The organism is Mesonia mobilis DSM 19841 (assembly GCF_000423405.1).
GTDB classification, from domain to species: domain Bacteria; phylum Bacteroidota; class Bacteroidia; order Flavobacteriales; family Flavobacteriaceae; genus Mesonia; species Mesonia mobilis.
In genome coordinates, this window is sequence record NZ_AUHX01000006.1 from 62,111 (window position 1) to 75,269 (window position 13,159).

Below are 13,159 nucleotides of genomic sequence, written 5' to 3' on the forward strand. Positions count from 1 at the left end.
ATGATGCGGTTTTTCTTATTCATAGTGAGTTGTTTTGTTTTCGGGATTTGCCAAGCTCAAGATGCAATATTGGTTTTTCATAAAACCGAAGGCTTTCATCACGAATCGATCGAGGCCGGTCGTGCGTTTTTTCAGCAATTAGGAAAAGACAATAATTTTGAAGTGGTCACAAGTGAAGATGCTTCAATTTTCAATAAGAAAGAACTAAAGGCTTTTAAATTGGTTGTTTTTTTGAATACCACAGGAAATATTCTTAACCGAAAACAAGAAAAAGCTTTTGAAAAATTTATAGCTAAAGGCGGAAGTTTTCTAGGAGTTCATTCTGCAGCAGACACAGAATATGATTGGGAATGGTATGGACAATTAGTTGGCGCTTATTTTGTAAGTCATCCGCAAGTTTGCGAAGCAGAAATTCAACTTAAAAAATCTTCTCACAAAACTGTTGAACACCTTCCGGAAGTTTGGAGACGAACCGACGAGTGGTATAATTATAAGTTTGTAAATCCCGATATCGAAGTTTTACTAAATTTAGATGAAACCACTTACGAAGGTGGCGAGAACGGAAAATATCATCCCGTTGCTTGGTATCAAGAATTAGAAAATAATAATGTTGCCATTTATACCGGTGGCGGTCATACCCAAGAAGCTTACCAAGAATCTCATTTTAAAACCCATCTTTTACAATGCGTTTTATGGGGACTTTCGAGAAATAAATAAAATTGATGAAGCTTTAATTCAAGAGAAATTTATAGTTGTATTTTTGTAATCAGGAAAAAGAAAAAATATGAGTAAAGGAGTTTTACTGGTTAATTTAGGTTCACCTAAAAGTACCGATCCTAAAGACGTAAAAAAATACCTCGATCAGTTTTTAATGGATGAGCGCGTAATCGACGTGCCTTATTTATTAAGAGCTTTTATTGTAAAAGGAATTGTCTTGAACACAAGACCTAAAAAATCTGCTGAAGCTTACCAGCGTATTTGGTGGGACGAAGGTTCACCGTTAATTGTACTTTCAGAACGTTTGCAAGAGAAAGTAGATAGTTATACCGGCGTGCCCATTGCTTTGGCCATGCGTTATGGCGAGCCTTCTATTAAACAAGGTTTGCAAGAATTGGTCGATAAAGGTGTAGATGAAGTTTTGTTAATGCCGTTGTATCCGCAATTTGCGATGGCTACCACAGAAACCATTTTGGTGTTAGCAGAAGAATTGCAAAAAGAGTTTTTTCCGCAGATAAAATTTACCACCGTTCCGCCGTTTTACAATCATCCCGATTATATTAATGTACTTTCCAGAAGTATTGCAGAAAAGTTGGAAGGCGTAGATTACGAACATTTATTATTTAGTTATCACGGCGTTCCTGAGCGACATATTAAAAAGAGCGATGTCACCAATTCGCACTGTAAGATCGATGGTTCTTGTTGCAACACGCCATCACCGGCGCATCAATTTTGTTACCGTCATCAATGTTTAGAAACGACCAAGCAAGTAGCAAAAACCCTTCAGCTTAAAGAAGGAACGTTTAGCACTTCGTTTCAGTCTCGATTAGGTTTCGACCCGTGGTTAAAACCATACACCGACAGAACGATTGAGAATTTCGGTTTAAACGGAATGAAAAAAATGGCCATTGTTTCTCCTGCTTTTGTTTCAGATTGTTTAGAAACTCTAGAAGAATTAGGAATGGAAGGAAAAGAGATTTTTGAAGAAAATGGCGGAGAAGAATTTACACTTATTCCGTGTTTAAACGATCGTGAAGATTGGGTGAAAACCCTAAGTCGTTGGATTGACGAGTGGGCAATGCAACCAGAAACGCAAAACGCTTAATGCCAAAAGTAGACTCGGCCGCTTTAGGCAAAGAATCGATAAGTAAGTTATTAGTAAAACAATCGGCACCGGCTTCAATTGGTATTCTGGTAATGTCGTTGAACATTGTTGTCGATACTATTTTTGTAGGAAACTGGATCGGCTCTACTGCTATCGCAGCGATTAATGTGGTTTTACCGATCTCATTTTTTATCGCCGCTTTAGGGATGGCTATTGGGATCGGAGGTTCTTCGATGATCTCTAGAGCTTTGGGTGCCAATGACAAAGAAAAGGCACTCAAAACCTTTGGGAACCAAATTACGCTTACCATTTTATTAACCACTGTTTTTGTGGCCGGAGGATTGTTTTTTGCGAACGATTTAATTCCTGCGTTTGGAGGTAAAGGTGAAATTTTTGAACCCGCCAAAATCTATTATCGTATTGTCTTGTATGGAGTTCCTGTTCTCGCATTAAATATGCTAGGGAATAATGTCGTGCGAGCAGAAGGCAAACCCAATTTTGCGATGATCGCGATGATTATCCCTTCCGTAGGAAATTTAATTGCCGATTATGTCTTGATCAATATTTTTGACTTAGGAATGGCGGGCGCCGCTTGGGCAACTACAGGATCTTATTTGGTTTGTTTTCTCTATATATTTTGGTTTTTCTTATCGAAAAATTCTGAGTTAAAAATAGTTCCGCATCACTTCGGTTTAAATCTAACGATTTTAAAAGAAATTGGCGCGTTAGGCTTTGTAACCTTAGCCAGACAGGCGGTCGTTAGCGTTACCTATTTATTAATGAATAATATTCTTTTTAAACTAGGTGGCGAATCTTCGGTAGCCGTTTACGCGATTATTGGCAGAATGCTCATATTTGCATTGTTCCCGGTATTGGGGGTGACGCAAGGCTTTTTGCCGATCGCAGGTTATAATTATGGCGCAGAACAACCACATCGTGTTCGAGAAAGCATTAATAAGGCAATTTTGTATGCAAGTATTTTAGCTTTAGTGGTGTTTTCGTTAATTATGATTTTTCCGAAGGAAATTGTTTCGGTATTCACAAAAGATCAACACATTTTAGAAGAAACACCAAATGCCATGCGTTGGGTTTTTGCGGCCATTCCGATCATTGCTTTACAGTTAATCGGTTCAGCGTATTTTCAGGCAATTGGTAAAGCGGTACCGGCACTTTTACTTACGTTAACCAGACAAGGTTTTTTCTTTATTCCGTTAATATTAATTCTTCCGAAGTATTTTGGAGAATTAGGAGTTTGGATCTCTTTTCCGTTGGCCGATGTGATCTCTACGATCGTTACAGGTTTCTTTCTAAATCGAGAAATTAGAATTCATTTAAAGCCGAAGGAAATGGAAGAAGTAGCAAGCTCACAAAAACTTTAAAGCTTAATCTTTATATTTGTAAAAACGGGTGGTTATGAATGAAGAAAAATTAAATGCTTTCAAAATTGAACTTTTACTAGCACTAATTGATTGTAATGATGTAGAAAAGCTAAATAGGATAAAAGCTATATTGAATAAAAAACATTTTTCAGTTCGTGAAGAAACAAGTCAATATGCAGCAAAAAAGAACGAAGAAGTAGTTCCTCAAAATTTTTATGATGAGCTGGAAAAAGATTTTGAACTTTATCAAAAAGGAAAATTAGAAGCAAAATCTTGGGATGAGGTCAAACAAGGATTAAAAGAAAAATATGACTTTTAGTTTGAACTTACTGTCGAGGGCCGAATTTGAAATTTCTAATGCAGCTTTATGGTATAAATTTAAAGAAGAAAAACTTTAAGTTAAATTTTTAAATGATTTACAGGAAATCTTAAACCGAATTGCACAAAACCCTTTTCAGTTTCAATTAAACAATCGAAAATTTAGACAGGCAAAGTTTACAAAATTTCCCTTCATAGTTATTTATAAAGTTATAGATGAAAACTTTATATTGATTTTTTCTATTTTTAACACCCATCAAAATCCTTCAAAGAAATCCTAAATGGAATATTATAACTACCTTAAATCGCTTCACTTAATTTTTGTAATAACCTGGTTCGCCGGTTTGTTTTACATTCCGCGTTTATTTGTTTACCAGATCGAAGCTTCGCAAAAACCATCGCCCGATAAAGAAATTTTAGGTGAACAATTAAAACTCATGGCAAAGCGATTATGGTTTATTATTACGTGGCCTTCCGCAGTTTTAGCGACTATTTTTGCCGTTTTACTATTAATTGCACAGCCGGTTTGGTTGCAACAAGGTTGGATGCACGTAAAACTTACGTTTGTAGTGTTGCTGTTTGCCTACCATTTTAAAACGCATCATATTTTTAAGCAGTTGCAAAACGACATGGTAAAATGGACGTCTAGCCAAATGCGATTATGGAATGAAGGTTCTACGCTTATTCTCTTTTCCGTAGTATTTTTAGTAATTTTAAAAAATTCTATCAATTGGATTTTTGGGGTTGTTGGCATTTTTGTTTTGGCGATTATGCTAATGTTAGGTTTCAAAATTTATAAACGTTATCGTACGCGCAAGAAAGAAGAATAATTTGGCGTTGATTTTGAAGAGCTTTAGAAAATTGATGAGGTAGAATTAGATTAAAAATTGGCTATGAAGTTTTTTAAACGCTCTTTACGAACCCGTATTTTTTTCAGTATGATTTTTCTGGTTTTGGGAGCATCAATTCTCATTGCCGGCGTTACCATAATTCAGTATAAGGACGAAGCTAAAGCTTATCAAAAAGATAAACTCAAGCGTAAAGAAGCTTCAATACGAGCTAGCATTAACTACGAAATTAAATACACGACTTATCCGGTAAATACGAAATATATTCCGTTAATCTTTAAAGAAAAGATCTACGAGTTACAAAATATTCACGGAACCGAAATTAATATTTACGATCTAGACGGGAAGCTTTTAAAATCTTCAAAAGCTACATTTTTTAGAGACAGTTTAAGTACAAAAATGCCTGCGGAAGCTTTAAAAGGTCTAAAAAGTTCTCAGAGTAACCGATTTGTACAATATCATTTTGGAGGCGAAGGCGAAGATTATCAATCGTCTTACAGCTATATTACCGACCAATATTTTAAACCATTAGCAATTTTAAATTTACCAAAAATTGAAGACGATGGTTTTGTCGATACGCAGTTAAAAAGTTTTTTGTCGATACTAGCACAAGTTTATATTGTGATGATCGTTGCGGCAATATTATTGTCGTATTTCTTATCTAAATATATCACTTCATCTTTAAAGGCGGTCAGTGAAAAAATTCATGCGACTCGCTTAGACCGCAAGAATAAAAAAATTAAACTCAAAGACGCTTCAGAAGAAATTCGATCGCTGGTAAAAGCTTATAACTCGATGATCGATGAGTTAGAAGAAAGTGCCGTAAAATTAGCGCGAAGTGAACGAGAACAAGCCTGGCGAGAAATGGCTAAACAAGTTGCGCACGAAATCAAGAATCCGTTAACGCCAATGCGACTCAGCGTGCAAAGTTTTGAGCGTCGATTTGATCCTGAAGATCCCGATAGTAAAGAAAAACTTCGTGAATATAGTTCGACGTTAATTCAGCAAATCGATACGATGAGTTCGATCGCATCCGCTTTTTCAAACTTTGCTAAAATGCCTGCGCAGCAAAACGAAGAACTCAACGTTCCTAAAATCGTAAAACTGGGATTAGATATTTTCAATGAACCTTATATTTATTTTGAAACTGAAGCCGAAGAGATCTTAGCCAAATTTGACCGTACTCAGCTAATTCGGGTAGTCACTAATTTGGTAAAAAATGCCATTCAGGCTTCCGAAGAAAAAGAAAATCCGAAGATTGAAGTTAAAGTAAAAACCGACGAAAAAGATGTGATTATCTTGGTGAAAGATAATGGCCACGGAATTTCAGAAGAAAATAAACCTAAAATTTTCGAACCCAAGTTTACCACCAAATCTAGCGGAATGGGACTTGGACTCGGAATCATAAAAACTATTATTGAAGCCTACCAAGGAAGTATAAATTTTACTTCAGAAGAAGGAGAAGGCACGACTTTTATTGTTAAATTTCCAAAAATAATCAAACCATGAGTTATCAAAATATTTTAGTTGAAACCGAAAATTACATTACAACGCTAACCATTAATCGCCCTAAAAAGTTAAACGCTTTAAATCGTGAAACTTTAGCTGAAATTCACAATGCTTTTGTAGGGTTAGAAAGCGATGAAGAGACTAAAGTGATCATTATTACAGGAAGCGGAGAAAAAGCTTTTGTTGCCGGTGCAGATATTTCAGAATTTGCAAATTATTCTGTAGCAGAAGGTAAAGACCTAGCGGCTCGCGGTCATCAAGAAGTGTTCGATTTTATTGCCAATTTTAAAAAGCCGGTAATTGCAGCCGTTAATGGTTTTGCATTAGGTGGCGGTTTAGAATTAGCGATGGCAGCCCATTTTAGAATTGCCAGTGAGAATGCAAAATTAGGCTTGCCAGAAACCTCTTTAGGAGTAATTCCCGGTTACGGCGGTACGCAACGTTTGCCTCAATTAGTAGGTAAAGGTCGCGCGATGGAAATGATTATGACGGCAGGAATGATCGATGCTAATCAAGCTCTACAATATAATTTAGTAAATCACGTAACGTCATTAGAAGATCTTATCGATTTAGCTGAAAAGCTTGCCGGAAAGATCATGAGAAACTCGATGGTAGCGATCGCTCAGGCGATTGAAGCGATCAACGCCAATTATGAAGATGGCGTAAACGGTTTTGAACAAGAAATAGAAGGCTTCGGAAAAAGTTTTGGGACCGAAGATTTTAAAGAAGGAACTTCAGCCTTTTTAGAAAAACGCAAAGCAGATTTTCCAGGAGAATAATTCAGAATAAATTCATTTCTAAAAGTCGAAACTTATTAAGTTTCGACTTTTTTTATGAAAAGTTATTAAATTTTTAACAAAAAATGTATATTGCTGCAAACAAAAAACTCTTTTTATGAAATTAAAACTACTCTTAGCAGTAATGCTATGCTTTTGCGTGGCTGTTCAGGCACAAGTGAGCCCAATTCAAGTTACAAAAAGTAAAATTGAAAAAGATAAACGAAAAGATACCGAGTTAATGTTTACTGCAGACGATGGTAAAGGGGGCTTTATTTCAGCTAGGCTCTATCGCGCCGGACTTATGAAAATGCCTAAAGGCTATTATATCGAACATTATGATGCAGCGTTAAACTTAGTAAGCGAATACGAATACGAAATTGACGATAGCAGTATCAAAAGCTTATTTGTTAAAGATGGGAAGTTAAATTTAATAGAATATAAGCGTAACCGTGATACCAATAACAACGATTACAATTTACTTACTTCTTCTCTAGACAAACTTGATTTTAGTGGGGAAGGGCAAAACATTTTTTCTGTATCCAGAAAAGACGTTAAAAAACCATTTTTCTTTGCAGTAGGTTTTATTCCGATTGGTAATTTAGGTCAGGTAGATCACGATCCTACAGGAGAAGTTTATCTTTCACAAAATAGAAATCATATTGCATTTAACTTCGATATTAAAGACGATAAAGAAGAAACGCACTTGGTAAAAGTTTTTGATAATGACTTGAACTTAGTTTTTGAAAATGAGTTTAAACAAGAAGGAGTAAAAGATAATTTATTTCATTACAATTCCATTACGATAGACGATAGCAACGGCGATGCTTATTTCTTAGGAAAATTATATGAAAGCAGAAAAATGAAGAAGAAAGGAAAGTCTAATTACGTTTATAAATTATACCAACTCAACGCCAACGGAACCAAAGAACTTTCTTTCGATACTGCAGAAAACTTTGTAGGCTCAATGGAGCTAATTAATGATGATGAAAATTTAGTTTGTGTTGGTTTTTATTCAGAAAAAAATGATTTCCGCTATAAAGGAACCGTTTATTATAATGTCAATAAAGAAGATTTTAGTGTTGGTGCATCTTCTTTCAACCCATTTACCAAACAATTTATGGTTGATAAGTACGGAGAAAAAAGAGGTTCTCGTAAAGAGAAAAAAGGAAAAGAACTTTCTAATTTAAGATATAGAGGCTTACATATTGGTACAGATGGCGGAGTTTATTTTACTGCTGAAGAATATTATATAACCACCACCTATGGTTATAACGGTACTCAAAACACCGTTTACCATTACAACGATATTTTTGCTTGTAAAATTAATACATTAGGCAAGATGGAATGGGCTAGAAATATTAATAAAAGACAAACTACAGGAGGTAATGCGATCGATTATTTCTCTTATCTTTCTACCGTGAAAGATGGTAGAATGCTAATTTTACTCAACGGTTCAGATAAGGTGAAAAAAATGCGTGACGACCGTATTCGTTTTAACGATAAACGTGTGAAAAAATTAAGTCTTTACGTTGTTGAAATTTTACCGGGTGGAGAATTTAACTACGACCAAGTTATTAATAATGATGAATCTAAAGTAACCTATAAAGTTGCTGAAGGGGTAATTAGCGATAATTATGATGCCGTAATTTTAGAAGGAAATAAAGGAAAGAAAAAGCGAGTAGTAAAACTTACTCTGTAAGGATTAAATCCTTTTTTTAGGAATAATTCCAAATAATTATATTAACTTTGGTTCTGTAAAGAGCCAAAGTTTTTTTATGTCGTTAAAAGATTACATTAAAGGTCGTGGAGCACAACAAAATGTGCATAATAAGTTTGAATCCTTAAAGCATACAACCGATCCCGAATTTTTAGAGCATTGTCACCAAGAGGGCGAAGAGCCCGACAATTTAAAAACTCGTTTTCAAGAAGTATATCCGAAAACGATCGTGAATAAAGTTAAAAGTCCCGATGTGGGGATGGAGTATTCGGTCAACCCTTATCAAGGTTGTGAACATGGTTGCATTTATTGTTATGCCAGAAATTCACACGAATATTGGGGTTACAGCGCCGGATTAGATTTTGAAAAACAAATTTTGGTAAAGAAAAACGCTCCACAATTACTTACTCAAAAACTTCAACAGAAAAATTGGGAACCTAATACTATTGTTTTTTCAGGTAATACCGATTGTTACCAACCAGCGGAAAAGAAGTTTGAACTCACTAGAAAATGTTTAGAAGTCATGCTTAATTTTAAACACCCAACCGGCATAATTACCAAAAATAGCTTAATACTTCGGGATTTAGATCTATTAAAAGAATTAGCAAAACTCAATTGCATTCGAGTTAGTATTTCGATTACTTCTTTAGCTGAAGAAACCCGACGCATTCTAGAACCACGTACTGCAAGTATCAAGCAACGTTTAAAAACGGTAGAAACACTAGCAGAAAACGATATTCCTGTTAATGTGATGGTTGCGCCGATCATTCCGTTTATCAACAGTCACGAAATTTTACCGATCGTAAAAGCGGTTACTGAAGCAGGAGCGTCTTCTGTTGGTTATACAGTGGTTCGTTTAAACGGTGCGATTGCTGAAATTTTTAGCGATTGGATTAAAAAAACATTACCCGATAAGGCTGAAAGAGTTTTGCATCAAATAGAAGCTTGTCACGGCGGAAATTTAAACGACAGCCGCTTTGGAACGCGAATGAAAGGCGAAGGTGAATTCTCTAAACAAATTGCACAACAATTTAAAATAGCAAAAGCAAAGTATCTAAAAAATAAAAAAGTATCCGAAATGGATACTTCTCATTATTTGCAGCTTAAAAATCCGCAGTATGAGTTATTCTAATTGCAAGTTACTTTTTTTAGTTTGGTAGTGGTTTCAAAATCAGAACCCGGGTCTAAGCTTACTTTGGCAGCATTTTCAGTCATTCTAATAATCATAACTTTAGATTGTTCTTGCCCTTCTTGCATGTAGATATATTTAGCTTTAATGGTATTTTTTGCTACTTTTTCTCCTTTAAAAGTTCCTTTACGGGCATCTTTTTCTGCAGGAATCCAGTTATATTCACCTTTAATTCCGTCTCTTGTAAATTGTAGGCTTAATTCAGATGTGTCTCTTATATGCTCTTTTTCTCCGACTACAGCTAGATAGCAAAATTGTTCTAGAACAGTTTTTTTCTTTTCTTCAACCTCAATGGTTTTATTTTCTTTAGCTGAAACCGGTTCTTCTTTATCCTCATTCTTGCAAGAAGAAAGAAGCGCAACTGCGATAAAAAGTATAGATAGTTTTTTCATAATGTAAATTTATAAATTAGCATCCCATTCAGCATAAAACTGTTCAAGAAATTTTTCCATAAATAGATGGCGTTCTTGGGCAATTTGCTTTCCTTTTTGAGTGTTCATTCGGTCTTTTAAGAGTAGAAGCTTTTCGTAAAAATGATTAATCGTCGGGTTCTCTCCTTTTTTATATTCTTCTTTGGTCATATTTAATTTTGGAGAAATAGCAGGGTCGTAAAGTTTACGATTTTTAAAGCCTCCGTAATTGAAAGTTCTGGCAATACCAATAGCGCCTAAAGCATCTAAACGGTCGGCATCTTGCACGATAGCTAATTCTTTTGAATGAAATTGTTGTTGAAAATTACCACCTTTAAAAGAGATATTTTCAATGATATTGATCACGTGCTCGATAGTTGTAGGTTCAACATTTTGCTGTTGAAGAAATTGCTGAGCTTTCTTTGGACCAACAGTTTCGTCTCCTTGATGAAATTTAGCATCGGCAATATCGTGAAGAAGAGCTCCAAGGGCTACAATCTCAAGATTTACGTCTTCACCTTCAGCAATAACTAAAGCATTTTTATAAACTCGCTCAATATGAAACCAATCGTGGCCGCCTTCAGCATTTGCTAATTCTTGTTGAACAAAATTTTTTGTTACGAGAATAAGTGGAGATTCTTTTATCAAAGTTCAATAATATTTTATCTAAACGAGTAACCAACACTTAGCGTTAGCCAGTTTTTCTTTAAATCTTCTTCTAAGTTTTTACTAATATTCGTGACGCCTAAATTATATTTTAAATTGATATCGATCACTTCAGCAATAATATAACCAACACCAAAGTAAATGCTGGCATCAAAAGAAGTAAAGTTTTCGCTAAATTCAAAAGTATCGTAAAAAGGATCACTATTATTTGATAAAGGATATTTTCCGAAATAATTTGTTCCTAACTCGCCACCCACAAAAGCTTGATATTTATAATCTTTAATATAATGTAAACCTAAAGGAAAGTTGATCGAATGTATCACGAGCGGTTCCTTATAACCATCGATTTTTGCCCCAATATTATTGTAAGTGGTCCCGTAACGCAAAGAGAAACTGTCACTAATTTCGTTGTAAACAAAAAAGCCAATATAAAAACCTGTTTTTGCTGAATTATTTTCTAATCCTGAAATGTTAGATGAAATGCCACCAACCTCAATAGAAGTATAGCAGTCATAGCAAAAATAACCGTAGAATTGAGCATAAGATTGGTAATAGATAAATATGGTAAACGTAAGGATGAGTAGTAGTTTTTTCATAAAAAGTTATATAATTAGTAGTTAGGTAAAAATGAATAAAAAAAACCTGTTTTAAAAGTTTTAAAACAGGTTTTTTAAGATTTTATTAAGAAAAAAAACATTACTTCACCATCGCCGGGTTTACCCATTTAAAGTGCGTGATCTTTTCAGAAATTTTAATTCGCTGGTTAATACGTTCCATTCTTGCCGGTAAGCTCATGACAAAATCACGAGCTTTTTCAGCCTCATCGGTAAGTCCGGTAATTTTTTCAATATCCCAACGAACGATAAGTTTTTTCATAATATCGATGTAATCTTGACCGGTGTAAACGCCAATACGTTGTGCGGCATTCGAAAACTCATCAAAAGCATCGCCAATACTATCTCCAGATTCTCTTAAGAACATCGCTGGCATTACGATTTTATGCTTCATCATATCTTTAAAAGCGATCATCATTTGGCTTGGGTCAATCGTAAAGATTTCTTTTACGAAAGTGCTATAAGCGTTGTAATGTCTCATCTCATCACCAGAAATGATCTTACACATTTTCGCTAAAGATTTATTACCGTGTTGTCTTGCCAATTTAGCGACGCGGTTATGAGAAATGTAAGTCGCTAATTCTTGAAAACTGGTATACACAAAGTTTTTATAAGGATCACGATCAGTACCAATATCAAAACCATCGTTAATTAAATGCTGAGTCGTACGTTCTACCTCGATCATATTTACACGACCAGAAAGGTAAAGGTATTTATTAAGCACATCACCATGTCGGTTTTCTTCACCAGTCCAGTAACGTACCCAACGTGACCAGGCCGTTCCGCCATCGTGTTGGTTAATACCTTCTACATCCATCAACCAAGATTCGTAGGTTGGTAATGCTTCTTCGGTAATGGTATCTCCTACTAAAACTACCCAAAAATCATAAGGTAATTCTTTGGCTAATTCTCTAATTTCAGTGACTTCATCGTAAAAAGTTTCTTGTTGAGAGTTTGGCAAAAAATCGGTTGGTTGCCAAATTTTTTCAACAGGAATTAAAAATTCATCAATAAAGCCATCAACCTTTGGTTCTAGTTGCTGCATTACTTCCAATCTCACATTTTTTTCAGGCATAATTTATAGTTTATTGATTGATAATATCTTTTATAATTTCTTGTTCTACTTTTTCTATTAAGGTATCGGTATCAAATTGATGTACCAAAATAGGATCTTGTACGGTTAGTTTTACGTGTACTCCTAAATTTAACGGAAAAGAGCCAAACTTAACGATTTTCCAAGAGTTATTTATGGTAATCGGTACAATTACTGCTTTTGGGCAATAACGGAATAACATTTTTAATCCGTTAGGTGAAAATTTTCTCGGCATTCCTGTTTTACTTCGTGTGCCTTCCGGAAATATCACCGCCGATCGATTAGTTTCATTTAAATATTCTGCAAAATTTTTAATCGCCGGTAAAGATTGTCGCGGGTTTTTACGATCGATTAAAATGGAACCTCCTTTTCTTAAATTGTAAGAAATACTCGGGATGCCCCTTCCTAATTCTTGTTTACTTATAAATTTAGGATGTAACTTTCTTAGATACCAAATAATTGGCGGGATATCGTACGGACTTTGGTGATTGGCCACAATAATATGCGGAACACCTTCCGGTAAATCGTGCTTATTTTCAAACGTAATTCTGGTGCCTAAAATATTTAAACAACGCAGTAAGCATAAGTTAAGGTAATCAACACTTTTTTTATGTGCTTGATAACCGAATACGTTGTAGCAAACCCATTGAATAGGATGAAATACAACAAGCGTTAATCCGAAGAAAAAGTAATAAATTACAGAAATGGGGTACGAAATAATCTTCTTCATTCAAAACCAATTGAGACGACAAAAGTAGCTTATAAATGGCACTATTCTTAATATTTGCTTCAAAACAAATATGCGTGCATAATAA

At 35.0% G+C, this 13,159-nt stretch carries 14 protein-coding genes and 1 pseudogene; 10 read left to right on the plus strand and 5 right to left on the minus strand.

Translation table 11 applies throughout. The annotated features are described in order from the left end of the window. From G551_RS0106245 to G551_RS0106285, 10 genes and pseudogenes are all read left to right on the plus strand, one after another. Positions 1-717, plus strand: coding sequence for a ThuA domain-containing protein (locus G551_RS0106245; protein ID WP_229797272.1), 717 nt, complete (start codon positions 1-3; stop codon positions 715-717). A gap of 67 nt (positions 718-784) precedes the next feature. After that, positions 785-1,822, plus strand: coding sequence for a ferrochelatase (gene hemH, locus G551_RS0106250; protein ID WP_027884748.1), 1,038 nt, complete (start codon positions 785-787; stop codon positions 1,820-1,822). Continuing rightward, positions 1,822-3,201 carry an MATE family efflux transporter gene (locus G551_RS0106255; RefSeq protein ID WP_027884749.1) on the plus strand — a complete coding sequence of 460 codons (1,380 nt, stop codon included), beginning with the start codon at positions 1,822-1,824 and terminating at the stop codon, positions 3,199-3,201. The genes hemH and G551_RS0106255 overlap by 1 nt, the downstream gene beginning before the upstream one ends. 34 nt (positions 3,202-3,235) lie before the next feature. Further along, a complete protein-coding gene (locus tag G551_RS0106260; protein WP_027884750.1) occupies positions 3,236-3,520 on the plus strand; it encodes a hypothetical protein in 285 nt (94 codons plus the stop codon). A 94-nt stretch (positions 3,521-3,614) separates the two neighbouring features. Beyond that, positions 3,615-3,800, plus strand: a pseudogene (locus G551_RS16940) (type II toxin-antitoxin system RelE/ParE family toxin); the annotation flags it as partial. Then, positions 3,801-4,349 (plus strand): CopD family protein, encoded by a 549-nt coding sequence (locus G551_RS0106265; protein ID WP_027884751.1) that lies wholly within the window; start codon positions 3,801-3,803, stop codon positions 4,347-4,349. A 63-nt stretch (positions 4,350-4,412) separates the two neighbouring features. After that, positions 4,413-5,876, plus strand: coding sequence for a sensor histidine kinase (locus G551_RS0106270; RefSeq protein ID WP_027884752.1), 1,464 nt, complete (start codon positions 4,413-4,415; stop codon positions 5,874-5,876). After that, a complete protein-coding gene (locus G551_RS0106275) occupies positions 5,873-6,655 on the plus strand; it encodes an enoyl-CoA hydratase/isomerase family protein (protein ID WP_027884753.1) in 783 nt (260 codons plus the stop codon). The genes G551_RS0106270 and G551_RS0106275 overlap by 4 nt, the downstream gene beginning before the upstream one ends. Before the next feature lie 115 nt (positions 6,656-6,770). Continuing rightward, a complete protein-coding gene (locus G551_RS0106280; RefSeq protein WP_156876764.1) occupies positions 6,771-8,354 on the plus strand; it encodes a hypothetical protein in 1,584 nt (527 codons plus the stop codon). 76 nt (positions 8,355-8,430) lie between these two features. Beyond that, complete coding sequence (locus tag G551_RS0106285) at positions 8,431-9,504, plus strand: PA0069 family radical SAM protein (RefSeq protein ID WP_027884755.1); 1,074 nt, start codon at positions 8,431-8,433, stop codon at positions 9,502-9,504. On the opposite strand, the gene G551_RS0106290 is transcribed toward G551_RS0106285, so the two are convergent. The 5 genes from G551_RS0106290 to G551_RS0106310 form a co-directional block, all read right to left on the minus strand. Then, positions 9,501-9,953 carry a putative periplasmic lipoprotein gene (locus tag G551_RS0106290; RefSeq protein ID WP_027884756.1) on the minus strand — a complete coding sequence of 151 codons (453 nt, stop codon included), beginning with the start codon at positions 9,951-9,953 and terminating at the stop codon, positions 9,501-9,503. The two genes, G551_RS0106285 and G551_RS0106290, sit on opposite strands and share 4 nt — an antisense overlap. A gap of 9 nt (positions 9,954-9,962) precedes the next feature. Next, complete coding sequence (locus G551_RS0106295; protein WP_027884757.1) at positions 9,963-10,616, minus strand: HD domain-containing protein; 654 nt, start codon at positions 10,614-10,616, stop codon at positions 9,963-9,965. A gap of 17 nt (positions 10,617-10,633) precedes the next feature. Then, entirely contained in the window at positions 10,634-11,233 is a 600-nt protein-coding gene (locus G551_RS0106300; RefSeq protein WP_027884758.1) for an outer membrane beta-barrel protein, read from the minus strand. Between the two features lie 100 nt (positions 11,234-11,333). Beyond that, on the minus strand, positions 11,334-12,326 hold the full coding sequence (locus tag G551_RS0106305; protein ID WP_027884759.1) for an acyl-ACP desaturase: 993 nt from the start codon (positions 12,324-12,326) through the stop codon (positions 11,334-11,336). Between the two features lie 10 nt (positions 12,327-12,336). Further along, a complete protein-coding gene (locus tag G551_RS0106310; RefSeq protein WP_027884760.1) occupies positions 12,337-13,074 on the minus strand; it encodes a lysophospholipid acyltransferase family protein in 738 nt (245 codons plus the stop codon). Positions 13,075-13,159: the final 85 nt, after the last annotated feature.